Raw genomic sequence first — 18046 nt, forward strand, 5'->3', positions numbered from 1 at the left:
TTTCGTCACCTATGTCTCGGGTCGCTCATTGGCGCTGCGCGCTGCGCAGGACAGGTCCACTTTGCGAAGCAGGAATGCCCTCCGAAGCCTCGGCGAAGGAGAGCGGCAGTCGCTCTCAGCGATATCCGAAATAGGCCATGAGCTCCTGGGCCTCACCCGTCTCGAAACGCGAGGCGACTTCTGCGGGCAGCGTCGATCTCCAGCCGCCCCGGTAGTCGGTGATCGGTTGGTTGACCTGCGTCATTCGGCGGGCCGAATGGGCCGTCCGAACTCTTCTCTCCCTTCCCCAGACGACCGGATGCCGGTGATAGTCCAGGATAGCCGGATCGAAAGCCACACCCATGAAGCGGCATAGCCGTTCGATGGAAAGCGCAGGCGACTCGATAAAGTCCTCGTAGCGCCACAGCATGCTCCCGCCTTTCTCGACACGGAGCATCGAGGCCTTGCTGTCGGCAACCCATCTTTGGAAAGCTCTGTCGAAATCGCCCTCGTAACGCTGACCGAGCGATGTCACGACATCGCGGCCATCGCGCGTGACGACGATGAAACGGGCACCCGGAATCGTCTCGAGTATCTGGCCGGTATGATGGATATGGCCGGGGGTTTTTTCGACCCAGACGCTCCGGCGCGAAATGGCCGCCTCCAGCAAAAGCAAGCTTAACTTGGTCCATCTGGCGCCTTTGTCCGAGACAAAAGCGCTTGTCTCGCGCGGAACGCTGAAGACATCGGGATGGGCGGCCAATATCCGGGCAAGCAAGGTCGAGCCGGTATGGCCACAACCACAGATAAATATAGAAACTTTCGGCTTCGGGATAAGCCAGACCACACCCCTGTTCACTTATTCTGTCCTCCCCCGGACACTTAATCGAACCCTCTTCTTTCGAGGATTGCAATAGGGAATGTTTCCACAGGGACAGCGATGATCCCGATGTGGCATCCGAGACAGCAGCTACGCCTGCGGCGCTGGCCCGTCTGCCGAGTTCACTGCCTTCCGCGAGCTTCCCACTGGGCCGGTTCGACAGGCAATTTGTCGGGATCGCCGGTCCGCAACGGGGGTCAAAGCGCGCGACGGGACAGGCATTCGATGGCGCTAATGTGTTATATATTTCATGGAAGGGGCATCCCCCGCATGAAATGCGACTGGAACGAGCAGGCAAAGCCGCAACTTGATTGAGAGTGCGCGCGATGAGGTTCTGGATCGCCATTGTTGGTTTGTTCTTGCTGGCTGCAGCCGGTCTGCTGCAGGCAAGCGCCCTTGCCGCCGGCAACAACCGGGTCGCCTTAGTCATCGGCAACAGCAAGTATGTCTACGCGCCGGCCCTTCCCAATCCCGCCGGCGATGCGCGCCTGATGGCCGATGTGTTGCGCAAAGCGGGGTTCAACGTCATCGAAGGCGTCGATCTCGACTATGCCGGAATGCGGGATCGGCTGAACAAGTTCACCGAGGCCTCGTACGAAGCGGATACGGCGCTGATCTACTACGCCGGCCACGGCATGCAGGTGAACGGCAAGAATTACCTGATCCCTGTCGATGCCGAGCTTACAGCCCCGGCGCATCTCAAGACCCGCACCATCCAGATCGACGAGCTGCTTGCAGCCCTTCCGCCCGACCCGGCTATCGGCATCGTCATCCTGGACGCCTGCCGCGACAATCCTTTGGCTAGGACCTTGGCGGCTTCCTTGCCGAAGAGCCGCTCGACCACCGCGCCCGGCTTGGCACCCATCGATGTCAGCGGGTCGGACGTCGGCACCGGCGGCGTGCTGATCGCCTTTGCGACCGATCCCGGAGCCGTGTCCTACGACGGCAACGGCGCCAACAGTCCTTACACGACCTCGCTGGCCAGGCATCTCGCCGAACCCGGCGTGGAGATCCAGAGCGCGCTGACTCGCGTTCGCGGCGAGGTGACGGCGGAGACGAATGGGCGCCAACGCCCCTGGCACAACGCCTCGCTCGGCCGCGAGGTCTTTATCGGCCCGCAGACGCCGCCACCGGCCGCCCCGGCTCCGCAACCGTCCGCCACGGAGACTCCGGTTGAGCCCCCAACCTCGGACGGGCGCGGATGGGAAATCGAGCAGCGCGTCTGGGACGAGGCCTCGAAGCGCAACACGCTTGCACATTACCAAGCCTATCTGCAGCAATTTCCGAAGGGAGCGTTCGCCGATCTCGCCCGCCTCAACATCGATCAACTCAAAAGGTCGCCGACCGTTGTCGCCAATACCGAGAGCGACGCGTCGCGATCGGCCACAGGGGCGCAATCTCCGGCCGCGGCCGGCAATCCGGAAACCGACACTGGGACCGAACTGACGGAAAGCGCGATCGGGCTCGGTCGTCAGGAAAAGATCGATCTGCAGGAAAGGCTGCTGGCGATCGGTTACGACCTGGACGAAGCCGACGGCGACTTCGGCATCAAGACGCGCCAAGCCATCGGCCGGTGGCAGGAGGAAAACCGGCTGCCCCCGACCACCTTTCTTACCCCAACGCAATATGCTCGCCTGAAACTCGACACGGGCGACGCCCTGAAGAGCTACCGCGCCCAGCGAGCGTCAGAAGCGGAAGCCAAGAAACAGGAAAGCGCCACGTCGCAAAAGTCGCAGAAGCCGCAACCGGTCGTCCGTGCGAAGCCGAGACGCGTACAGCAACGTGAGGCAGCCAATCCAAGACCGGTGCCAAAGGCGGCTAAACAGGCGCGGCGAAAGTCCGGATTCCGCACTTGCAGCGGCATTGACGGCACTTTCGAGGTTCCCGCGTCCCAGCGATGTCCGTTGAGCGGCTACGCGCACTATTGAAGTGCTCGCCGACAAGGCGCGATATCGATCTCTGCGTCCCATCGCTATCGGCGGCATCAGACTCAAGACATCCCGCCGACCGCGCCAGCCGGCCGTTTCTTGGGTGATAGGGCTCATCCAGTCACGAAGGGACGTCGGCAATCAAGCTCGATTCGAGGATCAGCGGCGCCCCTCAAATTTGATCGATGTCATCAATGGTGACACCAATTGACAGTCGCTGGATTTAATGACACATATGGTGTCACCAATTAGGAGCAACCCGCGTGTCGTACGTCCGCACCTACAACAGCCCCATGCGCGAAGAGAAAGCGCGTGAAACGCATGAGGCGATTCTCTGCGCCCTGTTTGAGCTGATGGATTCGGCCACCGCTGCAGACGAGATCAGCATGGAGTCGATCGCCCAGAAGGCCGGAGTGCAACGGCGGACCGTGTTCCGTCACTTCGCCACGAAGGACGACCTCCTGGCTGTTTTCTGGCCCTGGCTGAATGCCCGGATAGGAGCTTCAACTACCCCGAGGACCCCCAAGGACATCGTCGACGGGCCCCGTCAGGCCTTTCCGCGGTTCGACCTGCACGACGCGGCGATCCGTTCATCGCTCCATTCGCGGACTGGCCGCGAGATGCGCATGGGCACGGTGGCAAGCCGCCGCGTCAATTTCAGGCGCGCGCTGGGTCCCGCCATTTCGTCTCTTCAGCCCGCCGAAGCCGAAAAGGTCGAGGCGCTGGCTCATCTGCTCTTCTCGGCCTCCGCATGGGAGATCTTGAAGGACTATGGCGGTCTCACCGGCGCCCAGGCCGGCGAGACAGCATCCTGGGCGCTCGAGGTGATCCTGTCCGCGGTCACCCCGGGTCATTCACCAGCGGAAGTCACAAACCAAAGAGACAAGCCATGAATTTCAACGTCACCACTCCCGAAGCCGCCCAGACGCTCTGGGTCGTAGCCGACCGCATCCGCCTACTTGGCGGCATCGCGGATTCCAGCCTTGAACTCATTGAGGTCGAGGTGCCGCCGGGTTCCGGAACTCCGCCGCACACCCACGCCTCACCCGAGCTTTTTTATGTGCTGGAAGGCGCGCTGACCGTCCGTCACTTTGTCGCGGGCGGCCCGCCCGAAGTGACAGTCGCAGCGCCCGGCACCTCAGTGCGCATTGGCCCGAGGGCGCCGCACAATTACTCCAACGACAGCGGCCGCCCGGTACGAATGCTGGTGCTCGTCGAGCCTTCCATGATCGCCTTCTTCCGCGACATCGGCACGGTTGAGCCGCAGGCGCAGCCCGACTTTGCCCGGATCGGCGCGGCGATGCAGCGTCATGGTATCGAGGCGCTGCCCGTGGCAGCCTGAACCGCCTTCCGGTGTCACGGCTTTCGAGCTTGTGTGGGTCGCCTGATGGACGGTGGCGCAGACGACGCGCCACCGGCAACGAAGATGCACCTCAAGCACCCGGAAGCTGAACATCCTCGGTGGCGGATCGATGAGGGACTAAGTCCTGGATTCGTGCGCGGCAATCGCTTCGAGAAAAATCGCGCCGAACTCCCTGAGCTTGGCTTCACCGACGCCGTTCACTTCGGCGAAAGCATCGAGGTCGCGCGGGCGGCGTTCGGCCATGTCGATCAGCGTGCGGTCGGAGAAGACGACATAGGCCGGCACCTGGCGTTCCTTCGCCAGGCGCAGCCTTAGCGCCTTGAGCGCGGCGAGCAGCGCGGCGTCCAGATCTTCGGTGCCCGCCGCGGCCTGGGCCGAACGCGCCTTGTTGCGCAGGGAACGGTGCCATGTCTCGACGCGATACTCGAACGCGATCTCGCCGCGGCCGAGCGCTCGGCCGCTTTCGGAGATGGCAAGGCCGCCATAGCCGTCCGGGTCCGGCATCAGGAACCCACCCGCCACGAGCTGGCGGATCAGCGACAGCCAGGCGGGTCTGTTGTGCGCCGGGCCGGTGCCGAAGCTGGCAAGCCTTTGATGACCCCTGGCAATCACTTTCTCGGTCTCGTGGCCGAGGAGGACGTCGACGATATGGGAGGCGCCGAAGCGCTCGCCGGTCTGCGCGACGGCCGAAAGGATGATGCGCGCCTCGGCGCTGCCGTCCGCGCGCGGCGCTTGGTTGAGGCAGTTGTCGCAATTGCCGCACGGCTGCGCCTCCTCGCCGAAATAGCCGAGCAGGACCTGGCGCCGGCACTGCGCCGTCTCGCAATAGCCGATCAGGGTGTCCAGCCGGCCGTGCGAGCGCCGCTTGTGCTCGGGCGAGGCATCTTCGTCGTCGATGAACAGGCGGCGCGTGCGGATGTCGCCGAGGCCGTAGAGCATATGTGCCTCCGCCGGCCGCCCGTCGCGGCCGGCGCGGCCGATTTCCTGGTAGTAGGCCTCGAGGCTCGCCGGCAGGTCGGTGTGGAAGACATAGGCGACGTCGGGCTTGTCGATGCCCATGCCGAAGGCGTTGGTCGCCACCATGACGACGCCGGAGAGCGTCATGAAGGCGTTCTGATTCGCTTCACGCGCGTCCTTGCTCATGCCGGCATGATAGGCGAGCGCGGTGACGCCGTTTTGCTCGAGGAAGGCCGCCATCTCCTCCGTCTTCCGGCGCGACAGGCAGTAGACGATGCCGCTGCGCCCCGGATGACGCTCGACGAAGCGCAGCAGCTGGCGCTTGCTGTCCTGTTTCGGCTCGATGGCGAGCTTGATATCCGGCCGGTCGAAGCCCAGCACCAGCGTGTCGACAAGGTCGGCAAACAGCCGTGCCGAAATGTCAGTGCGCGTTGTCTCGTCCGCCGTCGCCGTCAGCGCGATGATCGGCACTTTCGGAAAGATGTCGCGCAGTCGCGCAAGGTCTTCATATTCGCGCCGGAAGGCCGGCCCCCATTGCGAGATGCAATGCGCCTCGTCGACGGCGATCAGACTGATGTCGAGCCTGGCGAGCGCGTCGAGCATGCGTTCGGTCATCAGCCGCTCCGGCGCCAGATAGAGCAGACGCGTCTGGCCCGACGCGACCCGGCGCCACGCCGCGACGTTGGCATCGCGGTCGAGCGAGGAATTGATCGTGTCGGCGGCGACGCCGGCGAGCCGCAGCGCCGCGACCTGATCCTGCATCAGCGCCACCAGCGGCGAGACGACGATGGTGAGCCCGCCCAGGACCAGCGCCGGAACCTGATAGCAGAGCGACTTGCCGGCGCCGGTCGGCATGACCGCCAGGACGTGGCGTCCGGAGAGCAGCGCCTCCATCACGTCGGCCTGGCCGGGACGAAAATCGTCGAAGCCGAACACATCCTTCAGCACGCGCCGCTTCGGATCGCGTCCCTCCGCCGGAATGCCCGCCATCGATGTCCGCCCCGCCATCGAAATATGCATAGAGAATGATTCCCGGATTCGGCTGAGGTCACGTTCTTAAGGCGGAGATCGCTCCAACGCCATCGCAACCCCTCGCTTGTCCGCCGTTTTGCCTGCCCGGCATCGCCAGCGCATTGCCTCTCCGCGCAAAGGATGGCTTCTTGTCCCCGCCTGCAGCGGAGGAACCCGGCAATGATCGACCTGGCCACATTGACGACCTATGTCGCGATCGTGCTTGGCTTCGTCTTTATTCCGGGGCCTGCCACGCTGCTTACCGTAGCGCGGGCGACCAACTCGGGAACCAAAGTCGGCATCGCCACCGGCGCCGGCGTCGCGGCGGGCGACGTCGTCCACACCGCCATGGCGATCTTCGGCACGGCCATCATCGCCACCTCGGCGATGCTGTTTTCCATCATCAAATATATCGGCGCGGCCTATCTTGTTTACCTCGGCATCCGCGCCATCCTCGAGAAGGCGCCGGTCGATCTCGGGGCCCGCGCCTTGGCCGTGCCGGCGGGCAAGGCGTTCCGGCAGGCCATATTGACCGAGGTGCTGAACCCGAAGACGGCGCTGTTCTTCCTCGCTTTCCTGCCCCAGTTCGTGCGCCCGGAAAACGGATCGGTCGTGCTTCAGCTGACGATCCTCGGCGCCGTCTTTGTCCTTCTCGGTCTCTTCAGCACGGTGGTCTTCGCCGTCTCGGCCGGAGGTCTCGGCTCCTTCCTGCGCCGCAACCCGGCCGTGCTGAAATGGCAGGGCAAGGTGGTCGGCGGCATCTATTGCGCGCTCGGCGCGCGGCTGACACTTGAACAGCGCTGAGCCGGCGCTTCGCGCTATCCGAGGGCGACAGTCCGGCGGCGAGACCGATCATCGACCTCACATCCTGTCGCGTTAAACCTATCTTCACTATGTTGCGGCACCTTTGTCGTCCTGCGGCGATGTTCAGAGTACCGCGGCGGCGCCACGGGCGCCCAGGCAACAAACCCGCGCCGCCCGGCGCGGGTTTTCCTTTCCGATATGTCAAAAGCTGTCTCTTCAGGCGAGGAAGTCGGCTCGATGAGGCGCAAAGCTGTCGACCAGCCGACCCGCTTCCAGCGCCTTGACGCCGTGCACCAGGTTGGACGGCACGATGAAGCTGCTCCCCCCTGCCAGGATCTCCGACCGGCCGTCGATGGTGACTTCGAAGCGGCCCTCGGCGACATAGCTTGCCTGGACATGCGGATGCGAATGCAGCGCGCCGACGCCGCCCTTGTTGAAGGCGAACTCGACCATCATCAGCTCGGCCGTGTGCACCAGCACGCGCCGCCTGTTGCCGTCCGGCGTCGGCTCCCAGGCCTTTTCGCCTGCGTGGGAAAAGAAATCGGTCATCGCGAGCTTCCGTTTCGAAATTGAAATGTCACCGCGCCAGCCAGCCGCCGTCCACCGGCATCACCGCGCCATGCATATAGTCCGATGCAGGCGCGAGCAGGAAGACGGCCGCATCGCCGATGTCGCCGGGCTGGCCCCAGCGCGCCGCGGGAATGCGCCCGAGGATGGCGGCGCTGCGGTCGGGGTCGGCGCGCAAGGCCTCGGTGTTGTTGGTCTCGATATAGCCCGGCGCGATGCCGTTGACGTTGATGCCTTTCGGCGCCCATTCGCAGGCGAGCAGCCGAGTGAGGCCGAGCACGCCATGTTTCGAGGCGGTGTAAGAGGCGACGCGGATGCCGCCCTGGAAGCTCAGAACCGAGGCGATGTTGACGATCTTGCCGCGCCGCCCGGGCTCCGCCAGCACGCGCCTGGCAAAGCTCTGGCAGAGCCGAAAGACCGTCTTCAAATTGATGTCCATCACCTCGTCCCAATCGGCCTCGGTCAGGTCGACGGCATTGGCACGACGGATGATGCCGGCATTGTTGACCAGGCCGTCGAGCGGCCCGCTCTCGTCCCAGACCCGGTCGAGCATGGCGGCGGCCTTGGCGGGATCGCCGAGATCGGCGGCCACCGCCTCGAAACCTTCCCCTTCTGCCGCGACTTTCTCCGCCGTGTCATCCATTGCCGAGCGCCCGACGCCGATGACGGCGCCGCCGGCGCGTGCCACCGACACTGCGATGCCCTGGCCGATGCCGGTGTTGGCGCCGGTGACGAGGATGCGCTTGCCCGCAAGACTGAAGGCGGAGAGATCGCTCACCTGAGCTGATCCATCGCCACCTGGTCGACGTCGGTATAGTCGACATTGTCGCCGGCCATGGCCCAGATGAAGGCATAGTTCGAGGTGCCGGCGCCCGAATGGATCGACCAGCCCGGCGACAGCACCGCCTCTTCGTTGCGCATGACGATATGGCGCGTCTCGTCCGGCTCGCCCATGAGGTGGAAGACACGCGCGTCGTCGGCCAGGTCGAAATAGAGATAGGCCTCCATGCGCCGGTCGTGCACATGGCAGGGCATGGTGTTCCAGACCGAACCCGGAGCGAGCTGGGTCATGCCGACGACGAGCTGACAGGTTTTCACGCCGTCGGCATGGATGAACCGGAAGATCGAGCGCTCGTTGCTGGTCGCCTGGCTGCCGAGGTCGAGCCTCCTGGCGTCGCCGATGCGGATCAATTGGCTGGGATAGGCCTGATGCGCCGGCGCGCTGAGCAGATAGAACTTGGCCGGTTCATCCGGATCAGCTGAAGCGAACGAGACTTGCTGCGTGCCCATGCCGAGATAGACCATGTCGCGCGCCGCCATCTCATGGGGCAGCCCGTCGGCCGTCACGGTGCCGGCGCCGCCGATGTTGACGGCGATCAGCTCGCGGCGGTCGAGGAATGCCTGGGTGCCCGTCGGCTTGATCGCTTCCAGCGGCAGGACCTTATCGGCCGGCATGGCGCCGCCGACGATCATGCGGTCGTAATGCGTGTAGGTGAGGCTGACGAGACCGGGCTGGAACAGCCCCGCGACGTGGAAATTGTGGCGCAGCTCGTCGGTTCCCATCGCCGCGGCCGCTGTCGGGTCGATGGCGAAGCGCGAGGAGAATTCGGTGTGCTTTTGATCCATCATCTTGCTCGAATGATCATCCGGTCGATGCCGCCGCCACCGACTTCGCGTAATAGGCCTGCCGTGCCTGCAGGCGCTCGCGGTAGCGCTGCTGGCTGGCGGTGAGATGCGCCCGCATCGCCTCGCGCGCGGCATTGGCATCGCCGGCCGAGATCGCGTTGAGGATCACCAGATGCTCGCGCTGCAGGCCGCGCTGGTACTCGTCCGACTGGACCAGTTCCGTCGACCAGGGCGAGGTCACATCGCAGGGAATGGCGCGGCGGCCGAGCACGTCGAGCATCTCGACATAGAACGGATTGTTGGTGGCGCTGGCGATCGCCCGGTGGAAGGCGAGGTCGGCCGGACCGGTCGGCTGGCTGTCGAGCAAAAGCCGCTCAAACTCGAAGAAGGCCTCCTGGATCGCCGCCTCCTGCGCCGCGTTGCGGCGGATGGCGGCAAGGCCTGCCGATTCGATCTCTATCGCCAGCCGCACTTCGAGCACGTTGAGCGCGATGGAATCCTTGGCTCCCATGTCCGCGGCTAAAACGCCGAGCGTGGTGGAGATGTGCTCGGTCACGAAGACGCCGGCGCCCTGGCGCGCCTCGACAAGGCCGTCTGCGGCGAGCTTGGCCAGCGCCTCGCGGATGACTGTGCGGCTGACGCCGAAAGTTTCCGTCAGCTGGCCCTCGGTCGGCAGCTTGTGCCCGGGCGGGATCTCGCCCGCCAGAAGCTGCTTGCGGATCGCCGCGACCACCGTTTCCGACAGCTTCGGCTTCCGTTCGACCCTGAGATCCGTTGTGGTATCGGCCACGCCGCACTCCCTATTTGAACACGCCCCTATTTGAATACACTTGGCAGCCACAGCGAGATCGCGGGAATATACGTAACCAGTCCCAGAACCACGATACCCGCGCCGTAGAACGGCCAGATCGAGCGCATGGCTTCCCAGACCGTGATCTTGCCGACGGCGCAGGCGACGAACTGCACCGTGCCGACCGGCGGCGTGTTGAGCCCGATGCCGAGATTGAGGATGGTGATGACGCCGAAATGCACCGGATCGACGCCGTAGTGCTGGACCAGCGGCAGGAAGATCGGCGTGCAGATGATGATCATCGGACCCATGTCCATGAAGGTGCCGAGAAGCAGCATGAGCACGTTGAGCAGAAGCAGCACCACCAGCGGATCGGTGGAGATGGCGTTCATGCCGGCGATCAGGAGCACCGGCACCTTGAGATAGGCCATCGGCCAGCTGAACGACGCCGCCATGCCGATGATCAGCAGCACCATCGAGGTCGTGCGCACCGCGCCCAGCGTGGCGTGGACGAAGTCGTTCCAGCGCATCGAGCGGTAGACGAAGACCGTCACAGCCAGGGCGTAGAGGATGGCGATGCACGAGCTTTCGGTCGCCGTGAAGATGCCGGAGCGAACGCCGCCGAAGATGATGCCGACCAGGAGCAGGCCGGGGATGGCGATCAGCGCCAGCTGCCCGACGCGGGCAAAACCCGGGAAGGTCTCGACCGGATAGCCGCGCTTGCGGGCGACGAGATAGGCGGTGACCATCAGAGAGGCGGCGAACAAAAGCCCCGGCAGGATGCCGGCGGTGAACAGGTCGGCGATCGAGATCTTGCCGCCGCCGGCGATGGAATAGATGATCATGTTCTGCGACGGCGGCAGGAGCAGCGCGATCAGCGCCGCCATCGAGGTGACGTTGACGGCGTAGTCGGCGCCGTAGCCGCGCGCCTTCATCTGCGGGATCATCAGTCCGCCGACGGCGGCCGCTTCCGCCACGGCCGAGCCGGAGATGCCGCCGAACAGCGTGCCGGCGATGATGTTGACCTGGCCCAGCCCGCCGCGCACATGGCCGACCAGCGAGCCGGCAAAGGAAACGATGCGCTGCGCGATGCCGCCGCGCACCATCAGGTCGCCGGCATAGATGAAGAACGGGATCGCCATCAGCGAGAACACGCTCATGCCGGACTTCAATTGCTGAAACACGACCAGCGGCGGCAGGCCGAGATAGAGCACCGCGGCGAAGGACGCGGCACCCAGGCAGAAGGCGATCGGCGTGCCGGCGAGCATCAAAAGCGTGAAGACGCCGAACAGTATCCAGAGCTCCATCTAGGCCTCCTGCACCGCCGGCATCTCGGGGACATCCTCGAGATTGAGGTCCTTGTCGACATCGACGCCCGACCAGCGCAGCGCAATCCGTTCAACTGAAAACAAGCAGATCAGCACACCGCCGGTGACCAGCGGCAGATAGTCGAAGCCGCCCGGCAATTCGAGCGCGGGGATGATGGTGTGCCAGGTGAGCCCGACCAGCTTGCAGCCGTACCAGACCATGCCGATGCCGAAGGCTAAAGCGATCAGGTCGGAGAGCGTGCGCAACACCCCTTTGCTGCCTTTCGGCAGGATATAGACCAGCACGTCGAAGCCCATATGGTAGTTCTCGCGCACGCCGACCGCGGCGCCGAGGAAGATGAACCAGTTCATCAGCATGATGGCGCTGGTCTCGGTCCAGCTCGGCGAGCTGTTGAGCACGAAGCGGAAGAACACCTGGTAGGCGACCAAAGCGGTCATGGCGACCAGCCCGAAGCCCGCGAGATAAAGCGCTCCGTCGCAGATCCGCGACAGCACGATGCTGAAGCGTGGGGTCGCTTCGCCTGCCTTTGTTGTTGTCGCCATCCGATCCCTCCCGATCTTCAGCCGGCCAAGAAATGCGGGACGGACGCACGGCCCGCCCCGCAAATCGCCTTACTTGGTTGCCTGGATGCGCGCCGCGAGGTCTTTGAGCTCGGGCGTCGACAGGTATTTGTCGTAGACCGGCTTCATGGCGTCGATCAGCGGCTGCTTGTCGATCTCGCTGACCTTGACGCCGGCCTTCTCGACGATGTCGCGCGACTTCTTCTCCTGCGCGTCCCAGAGCTCTCGCATCTTGACGACGCTGTCCTCGGCGGCCTGGCGGACGATCGCCTGATCCTCCGGCGAGAGCTTGTCCCAGCTCGCCTTCGCCATCACCAGCACCTCCGGCACGATCTGGTGCTGGTCGATCGTGTAGTGCTTGGCGACCTCATAGTGCTTGGCGGATTCGAAGCTCGGCCAGTTGTTCTCGGCGCCGTCGATGACGCCGGTCTCCAGCGCCGAATAGACTTCGCCATAGGCCATCGGCGTGGCGTTCGCGCCGAGCGCGTTGACCATGTCGACGAACACGCCCGACTGGATGACGCGGAACTTCATGCCCTTGAGATCGGCGATCGAGGTGATGTCCTTCCTGGTGTTGTAGAAGGAGCGCGCGCCGGAATCGTAGAAGGCGAGGCCGACGAGGTCATGCGCCTCGAAGGCCTTGAGGATCTCGTCGCCGATCGGGCCGTCCATGACGTGCCGCATCTGCTCGACGGAGCGGAACATATAGGGCAGCGACGGCACCTGCGTCTCCGGCACGATGCCGTTGAACGGCCCCATCGAGACGCGGTTCAGGTCTATGACGCCGGTCTGCGTCTGCTCGATCGTGTCCTTCTCCTCGCCGAGCTGTGCCGAATGATAGACCTCGATCGAATAGCGGCCGTCGGTCCGCTGCTTGATCAGCTCGCCCATATATTTGACCGCCTCGACGGTCGGGTAGCCGTCCGGATGGGTGTCGGCCGAGCGCAGCACGGTCTCGGCGTTGGCAATACCGATGAGCAGCGAGCCGAAGGCCAATGTGGCTGCCGTCAATTTCGAAAAATGCAACATGACTTCCTCCCTTTGAAACCCTCGCGACCGGCTCAGAGCCGGTACGCCTTCTTGGCAAGCGTGTGGGCAAGCTCCCGCGCCAGCTCGTGCGCTTCCTCCTCGCGCAACCGATGTTCGGCGACGAGCCGTGCCAGGAAGGCACAGTCGACGCGGCGGGCGACATCGTGGCGCGCCGGAATCGAGGGAAAGGCGCGCGTATCGTCGTTGAAGCCGACGGTGTTGTAGAAGCCGGCCGTCTCGGTGGTCATCTCGCGGAAGCGGCACATGCCTTCCGGGCTGTCGTGGAACCACCAGGCCGGCCCGAGCCTGAGCGCCGGATAGACGCCGGCGAGCGGCGCCAGCTCGCGTGCGTAGCTCGTTTCGTCCAGCGTGAACAGGATGACTGTGAGGTCGCGCTCCAGTCCGACGCAGTCGAGCAGCGGCTTCAGCGCCGCCACATAGTCGGTCCTGGTCGGGATATCGAAGCCCTTGTCGCGGCCGAATTTCTGGAAGATAGCCGGCGAATGATTGCGCCATGATCCCGGATGGATCTGCAGCACCAGGCGATCGTCACGGCTCATCTTTGCCATTTCGGTCAGCATCTGTGCGCGGAACAGTTTTCGCTCGCGCTCGTCTTCCGAGCCGCGGCGGATGCGGTTGAACAACTCCTCGGCCGCCGCGTCGGAGAGGTTGGCGGTCTCGGCGGTCGGATGGCCGTGGTCCGACGAGGTTGCGCCGAATTCCTTGAAATAGGCGCGGCGCTGGCGGTGCGCCTCGAGATAGCCGGCCCAGCTTCCGGTGTCGCATCCAGTGATTTCGCCCAACCGGTCGAGATTGGCCAGGAATCCTTCGAAGTCGGGATCGACCACCGCGTCCGGCCGGTAGGCGGTGACGACGCGACCCTTCCAGCCGCTGTCGCGGATCATCCGGTGCCATTTGAGGTCGTCGAGCGCGCCTTCGGTCGTCGCGATCACCTCGATGTTGAACCGCTCGAACAATGCCCGCGGCCGATAGTCGTCTTGGCTGAGCAGCGCCGCGATCGTGTCGTAATGGCGGTCGGCGGAGCTTGCATCGAGCGGCTCGTCGATGCCGAACAGATGCTCGAACACATGGTCGAGCCAGAGCCGGGTCGGCGTGCCGCGGAAGAGATGATAATGCTCGGCGAAGCGGCGCCAGATCGTCCTGCCGTCGGTCTCGACCGGGGCGCGATCGAGCGTCGGCACGCCGAGTTCCTCCAGCCGCACGCCCTGGCTGAACAGCATGCGGAAAATGTAATGGTCCGGCACGATCAGCAATTGCGCCGGATCGGGAAACGGCTCGTTGAGCGCATACCAGCGCGGATCCGTGTGACCGTGCGGACTGACGATCGGCAGGTCTTTCACCCCCGCATGGAGCGAGCGAGCCAGCGTTCGCGTTTCCGGCGCGAACAGCAGGTCCGGATCGGTCAGTGTTGCCACTTGGCTTCCTCCCAGGTTGGCTTATTGGTAGATCGGCCGGAGATAATGTCAACATACAAAAATCATCTGGTTGTATGATGACTTTGCATAGATTCCGGCCATTGTACGGGGCAGCGACGGGTGCTACGCCGCAGCCGTCCGTTCCTGCCCGGGTTGGATGCCCCGATCGGAGACTTCAAATGCCAATGAACAGCCGTCTTTCGAACGCCACGATCGCGAAACTGCCGGGCGCCATTGTCATACCGCGCTACGATCGCAACGCCGTGACGCCCGGCATCGTCCATCTCGGCGTCGGCGCCTTTCACCGCGCTCACCAGGCGGCCTATGTCGACGCCTGCCTGGCGGATGGCGGGAGGGATTGGGGCATCGTCGGCGTCTCGCTGCGCAGCCCCGACACGCGCGATGCGCTGGCGCCGCAGGACGGGCTCTACACGCTGGCGGTAAGAGACAGCGCCGGCGAGCAGCTTGAGGTCGTCGGCTCGATCCTGTCGCTGCTGGTGGCGCCGGAAGACCCCGACGCGGTGCTCGCCGCACTGACCGATCCGCGCATCCGCATCGTCACGCTGACCATCACCGAAAAGGCATATCTTCGAGCCGCCGATGGCGCGCTGGACGAGGCCCATCCCGACATCGTGCACGATCTGGCGAACCCGGGATCGCCGAGGACGGCGCATGGTTTTCTCGCCGAGGCGCTTGCGCGCCGCCGCGCAGCCGACACGCCGCCCTTCACCGTGCTTTGCTGCGACAATCTCCCGGCCAACGGCGCGACGCTGCACCGGCTGCTGGTCGAATTCGCGAAGCTGCGCGACTCACGGCTCGCCCGAGAGGGCGATGCCGATCTTGGGCATCACATAGCCGAGGAAGTAGCCTTCCCGTCGAGCATGGTCGACCGCATCGTGCCGGCGACCACCGATGCCGACCGCGCGCGCGTCGCGGGCGAACTCGGCCTCGAGGATGCCTGGCCGGTCATGACCGAGCCGTTCCGCCAATGGGTGATCGAGGATCGCTTCCCGGCCGGACGGCCGGCCTGGGAGAAATTCGGCGTCACCATGGTCGAGGATGTCGGTCCCTTCGAAGATATGAAGCTGAGGCTGCTCAACGGCGCCCATTCGGGCATAGCCTATCTCGGCCTGCTCAGCGGCCATGCGACCGTCGATCGCGCGTTTGCCGATCCGGCGATCCGGCAATTCGTCGACGCGTTGTGGGCCGAAGCCATCCCGACGCTGCCGGAGAACGCCGGACTCGACACGACCGCCTACACGGGCGAGCTCGCCGAGCGCTTTTCGAACACGGCGCTTGCCCACCGCACCGCGCAGATCGCCAATGACGGCAGCCAGAAGCTGCCGCAGCGCATCATCGCGTCGGCCCTGGAGTGCCTGGAGGCCGGCACGGAGCTGGTCCATCTGACACTGGTGGTGGCCGCCTGGATCGCTGCCTGCGCGGCACGGGGAAAGGCCTTGCCGGAGGGCCATTTCACCGATCCGCTCGATGCCGCGTTGACCACGCTTTTGGGCCAGCAACTGCCGGCGAACGAAACGGTTGTGGAGGTGTTTGAGCTAGCCGGCTTCGCCAAGGACCACGCCGAACGCCAGACGTTGATCGAACTCGTGGCCGTGCATCTCGTCCACTTGCGGCGGGAGGGTCCGGTGCTGGCATTCGCCGCGCTCGGCATAGACAGCCGATAACGCTCGCGCCTATTTGCCTGCGGACCCGTTCACGACCTGGCGCGGCGCGGACTGTCCATCAAACCGGGCAAACAAAAAAGCGGGGCAAGCCCCGCCTTTTCAATCCATTGTTAGAAGCCGTCGTCAGGCCGGCAGCAGCGCGCCTTCCAGCGTGGTGAGCTGGCTGAGGAACTGCTCAGCCTTGGCGCGGCTCTCGTCGTCCTTGGCGTCGGCCGCGTCTTCCCTGGCCTCCTGGATGCGGCGGGCGAGATCGGCGCGGTCGATATCGCCGACGGCCACCGCCGATTCGGCCAGCAGCGTGCAGCCCGAAGGCAGGATGTCGGCGAAGCCGCCGAACACGACGTAGCGCGCTTCCGCACCGGCCGCGGTCTTCACCGTGACGACGCCGGGCTTGATCATGGTCATGACCGGAGCGTGCTGCGCCAGCACGGTCATCTCGCCCTCGGCGCCCGGGATGACGACCGACTCGACCTGCTCGGAGACGAGCAGCCGTTCCGGCGAGACCAGTTCGAACTTGAAAGCTTCAGCCATGCGAATTTAGTGAGTAGGGAATAGTGAGTAGTCAGTAGTGACGAGTTATTAAAGCCCAAGCCACACTTGCTATTCTCTACTCACTACTCCCTACTCCCTATTCCCGTGATTAAGCCGCTTCAGCCGCCAGGCGCTGCGCCTTCTCGACCGCCTCCTCGATGCCGCCGACCATATAGAAGGCGGCTTCCGGCAGGTGGTCGTAGTCGCCGGCGCAGAGGCCCTTGAAGCCCTTGATGGTGTCGGCGAGATCGACCAGTTTGCCCGGCGAGCCGGTGAACACTTCGGCGACGAAGAACGGCTGCGACAGGAAGCGCTCGATCTTGCGGGCGCGGGCGACCGTCTGCTTGTCCTCTTCCGACAGCTCGTCCATGCCAAGGATGGCGATGATGTCCTGCAGCGACTTGTAGCGCTGCAGGATCGACTGCACCTGGCGGGCGACCTGGTAGTGCTCCTCGCCGACGACCATCGGGTCGAGCATGCGCGAGGTCGAGTCCAGCGGATCGACGGCCGGGTAGATGCCCTTTTCCGAGATCGCGCGGTTGAGCACGGTCGTGGCGTCGAGGTGGGCGAAGGAGGTCGCCGGCGCCGGGTCGGTCAGGTCGTCGGCCGGAACGTAGATGGCCTGCACCGAGGTGATCGAGCCCTTGGTCGTCGTCGTGATGCGCTCCTGCAGCGCGCCCATGTCGGTGGCCAGCGTCGGCTGGTAGCCCACGGCGGAGGGGATGCGGCCGAGCAGCGCCGACACTTCCGAGCCCGCCTGCGTGAAGCGGAAGATGTTGTCGACGAAGAACAGCACGTCCTGGCCCTGGTCGCGGAAATACTCGGCGACCGTGAGGCCGGTCAGGCCGACGCGGGCGCGCGCGCCCGGCGGCTCGTTCATCTGACCGTAGACGAGCGCGGCCTTGGAGCCGGCGCCGCCGCCCTTCTTGTTGACGCCCGACTCGATGAACTCGTGATAGAGATCGTTGCCTTCGCGGGTACGCTCGCCGACGCCGGCGAACACCGAGAAGCCGCCGTGGGCCTTGGCGACGTTGTTGATCAGTTCCTGGATCAGCACGGTCTTGCCGACGCCGGCGCCGCCGAACAGGCCGATCTTGCCGCCGCGGGCGTAAGGCGCCAGCAGGTCGAGAACCTTGATGCCGGTGACCAGGATCTGCGCTTCGGTCGACTGGTCGACATAGGCCGGAGCCGGTTGGTGGATGGCGCGCTGCTCGATGCCGTCGACCGGGCCTTCCTCGTCGACCGGCTCGCCGATGACGTTGATGATGCGGCCGAGCAGACCCGGACCGACCGGCACCGAGATCGGCGCGCCGGTGTCGAAGACGTCCTGGCCGCGGACGAGACCCTCGGTCGAGTCCATGGCGATGCAGCGCACGGTGTTCTCGCCGAGATGCTGGGCGACCTCGAGCACAAGGCGGTTGCCGACGTTCTGAGTTTCCAGCGCATTGAGAATGGCCGGCAGGTGGTCTTCGAACTGCACGTCGACGACGGCGCCGATGACCTGGCGGACCTTGCCGGCGGCGCCGACCCGCTTCGCCGCAACGCTGGCCGCCTTGGCCGGAGCCGCTGCC

At 64.8% G+C, this 18046-nt stretch carries 17 protein-coding genes; 5 read left to right on the plus strand and 12 right to left on the minus strand.

Going from position 1 to position 18046, the window contains the following annotated elements; all coding sequences use genetic code 11:
* Positions 1-115 precede the first annotated feature (115 nt).
* The gene (locus DH10_RS20790; RefSeq protein WP_192258160.1) at positions 116-838 is read right to left on the minus strand and encodes a sulfotransferase family protein; all 723 of its coding nucleotides are present in this window, start codon (positions 836-838) and stop codon (positions 116-118) included.
* A gap of 347 nt (positions 839-1185) precedes the next feature.
* Here DH10_RS20790 and DH10_RS20795 point away from each other — a divergent pair, with 347 nt between their 5' ends.
* The 3 genes from DH10_RS20795 to DH10_RS20805 all read left to right on the plus strand — a co-directional run bounded on the left by DH10_RS20795 (position 1186) and on the right by DH10_RS20805 (position 4129).
* The gene (locus DH10_RS20795; RefSeq protein ID WP_192385279.1) at positions 1186-2787 is read left to right on the plus strand and encodes a caspase family protein; all 1602 of its coding nucleotides are present in this window, start codon (positions 1186-1188) and stop codon (positions 2785-2787) included.
* A 263-nt stretch (positions 2788-3050) separates the two neighbouring features.
* The gene (locus DH10_RS20800; protein WP_192258164.1) at positions 3051-3680 is read left to right on the plus strand and encodes a TetR/AcrR family transcriptional regulator; all 630 of its coding nucleotides are present in this window, start codon (positions 3051-3053) and stop codon (positions 3678-3680) included.
* The gene (locus tag DH10_RS20805) at positions 3677-4129 is read left to right on the plus strand and encodes a cupin domain-containing protein (protein WP_192258166.1); all 453 of its coding nucleotides are present in this window, start codon (positions 3677-3679) and stop codon (positions 4127-4129) included. The genes DH10_RS20800 and DH10_RS20805 overlap by 4 nt, the downstream gene beginning before the upstream one ends.
* 138 nt (positions 4130-4267) lie before the next feature.
* On the opposite strand, the gene recQ is transcribed toward DH10_RS20805, so the two are convergent.
* Positions 4268-6097: a DNA helicase RecQ gene (gene recQ, locus DH10_RS20810; protein ID WP_192258168.1), complete on the minus strand. Its 1830-nt coding sequence runs from the start codon at positions 6095-6097 to the stop codon at positions 4268-4270.
* Between the two features lie 201 nt (positions 6098-6298).
* On the opposite strand from recQ, the gene DH10_RS20815 reads away from it, so the two are divergent.
* Positions 6299-6922, plus strand: a complete 624-nt coding sequence (locus DH10_RS20815) for a LysE family translocator (RefSeq protein WP_192258170.1) — start codon at positions 6299-6301, stop codon at positions 6920-6922.
* A 216-nt stretch (positions 6923-7138) separates the two neighbouring features.
* On the opposite strand, the gene DH10_RS20820 is transcribed toward DH10_RS20815, so the two are convergent.
* The 8 genes from DH10_RS20820 to uxaC form a co-directional block, all read right to left on the minus strand.
* A complete protein-coding gene (locus tag DH10_RS20820) occupies positions 7139-7471 on the minus strand; it encodes a cupin domain-containing protein (protein WP_192258172.1) in 333 nt (110 codons plus the stop codon).
* A 28-nt stretch (positions 7472-7499) separates the two neighbouring features.
* Positions 7500-8267: a 2-dehydro-3-deoxy-D-gluconate 5-dehydrogenase KduD gene (gene kduD, locus DH10_RS20825; protein ID WP_192258174.1), complete on the minus strand. Its 768-nt coding sequence runs from the start codon at positions 8265-8267 to the stop codon at positions 7500-7502.
* On the minus strand, positions 8264-9115 hold the full coding sequence (kduI, locus tag DH10_RS20830) for a 5-dehydro-4-deoxy-D-glucuronate isomerase (protein ID WP_192258227.1): 852 nt from the start codon (positions 9113-9115) through the stop codon (positions 8264-8266). Before kduI ends, kduD begins: the two co-directional genes overlap by 4 nt.
* A gap of 16 nt (positions 9116-9131) precedes the next feature.
* Complete coding sequence (locus DH10_RS20835) at positions 9132-9905, minus strand: FadR/GntR family transcriptional regulator (protein WP_192258176.1); 774 nt, start codon at positions 9903-9905, stop codon at positions 9132-9134.
* Positions 9906-9931: 26 nt separating this feature from the next.
* Positions 9932-11212 carry a TRAP transporter large permease gene (locus DH10_RS20840; RefSeq protein ID WP_192385280.1) on the minus strand — a complete coding sequence of 427 codons (1281 nt, stop codon included), beginning with the start codon at positions 11210-11212 and terminating at the stop codon, positions 9932-9934.
* Positions 11213-11776 carry a TRAP transporter small permease gene (locus DH10_RS20845; protein WP_192258180.1) on the minus strand — a complete coding sequence of 188 codons (564 nt, stop codon included), beginning with the start codon at positions 11774-11776 and terminating at the stop codon, positions 11213-11215. It abuts the gene before it with no gap.
* 69 nt (positions 11777-11845) lie between these two features.
* Positions 11846-12823 (minus strand): TRAP transporter substrate-binding protein, encoded by a 978-nt coding sequence (locus DH10_RS20850; protein WP_192258182.1) that lies wholly within the window; start codon positions 12821-12823, stop codon positions 11846-11848.
* Between the two features lie 32 nt (positions 12824-12855).
* Positions 12856-14259, minus strand: coding sequence for a glucuronate isomerase (gene uxaC / locus DH10_RS20855; RefSeq protein ID WP_192258184.1), 1404 nt, complete (start codon positions 14257-14259; stop codon positions 12856-12858).
* A gap of 185 nt (positions 14260-14444) precedes the next feature.
* Between uxaC and DH10_RS20860 the strand changes: the two genes are divergently transcribed.
* The gene (locus DH10_RS20860) at positions 14445-15944 is read left to right on the plus strand and encodes a mannitol dehydrogenase family protein (RefSeq protein WP_192258229.1); all 1500 of its coding nucleotides are present in this window, start codon (positions 14445-14447) and stop codon (positions 15942-15944) included.
* 123 nt (positions 15945-16067) lie between these two features.
* On the opposite strand, the gene DH10_RS20865 is transcribed toward DH10_RS20860, so the two are convergent.
* Together DH10_RS20865 and atpD are read right to left on the minus strand one after the other, a co-directional pair.
* Positions 16068-16475, minus strand: coding sequence for a F0F1 ATP synthase subunit epsilon (locus tag DH10_RS20865; protein WP_192258186.1), 408 nt, complete (start codon positions 16473-16475; stop codon positions 16068-16070).
* Between the two features lie 109 nt (positions 16476-16584).
* The coding region (atpD, locus tag DH10_RS20870) for a F0F1 ATP synthase subunit beta (RefSeq protein ID WP_210327833.1) at positions 16585-18046 on the minus strand (1462 nt) is incomplete at its 5' end.

Origin of the sequence: Mesorhizobium silamurunense (genome assembly GCF_014843825.1) — a bacterium.
Classification (GTDB): Bacteria; Pseudomonadota; Alphaproteobacteria; order Rhizobiales; family Rhizobiaceae; genus Mesorhizobium; species Mesorhizobium silamurunense.

What these genes read in the sequence shown, in the direction of transcription:
- DH10_RS20860 (WP_192258229.1), top strand. Translation starts at nt 14,445, where the DNA reads ATGAACAGCCGTCTTTCGAACGCCACGATCGCGAAACTGCCGGGCGCC.
- DH10_RS20850 (WP_192258182.1), bottom strand. Translation starts at nt 12,823, where the DNA reads ATGTTGCATTTTTCGAAATTGACGGCAGCCACATTGGCCTTCGGCTCG.
- DH10_RS20865 (WP_192258186.1), bottom strand. Translation starts at nt 16,475, where the DNA reads ATGGCTGAAGCTTTCAAGTTCGAACTGGTCTCGCCGGAACGGCTGCTC.
- DH10_RS20840 (WP_192385280.1), bottom strand. Translation starts at nt 11,212, where the DNA reads ATGGAGCTCTGGATACTGTTCGGCGTCTTCACGCTTTTGATGCTCGCC.
- DH10_RS20815 (WP_192258170.1), top strand. Translation starts at nt 6,299, where the DNA reads ATGATCGACCTGGCCACATTGACGACCTATGTCGCGATCGTGCTTGGC.
- DH10_RS20845 (WP_192258180.1), bottom strand. Translation starts at nt 11,776, where the DNA reads ATGGCGACAACAACAAAGGCAGGCGAAGCGACCCCACGCTTCAGCATC.
- DH10_RS20795 (WP_192385279.1), top strand. Translation starts at nt 1,186, where the DNA reads ATGAGGTTCTGGATCGCCATTGTTGGTTTGTTCTTGCTGGCTGCAGCC.
- DH10_RS20820 (WP_192258172.1), bottom strand. Translation starts at nt 7,471, where the DNA reads ATGACCGATTTCTTTTCCCACGCAGGCGAAAAGGCCTGGGAGCCGACG.
- recQ (WP_192258168.1), bottom strand. Translation starts at nt 6,097, where the DNA reads ATGGCGGGCATTCCGGCGGAGGGACGCGATCCGAAGCGGCGCGTGCTG.
- DH10_RS20805 (WP_192258166.1), top strand. Translation starts at nt 3,677, where the DNA reads ATGAATTTCAACGTCACCACTCCCGAAGCCGCCCAGACGCTCTGGGTC.
- kduI (WP_192258227.1), bottom strand. Translation starts at nt 9,115, where the DNA reads ATGGATCAAAAGCACACCGAATTCTCCTCGCGCTTCGCCATCGACCCG.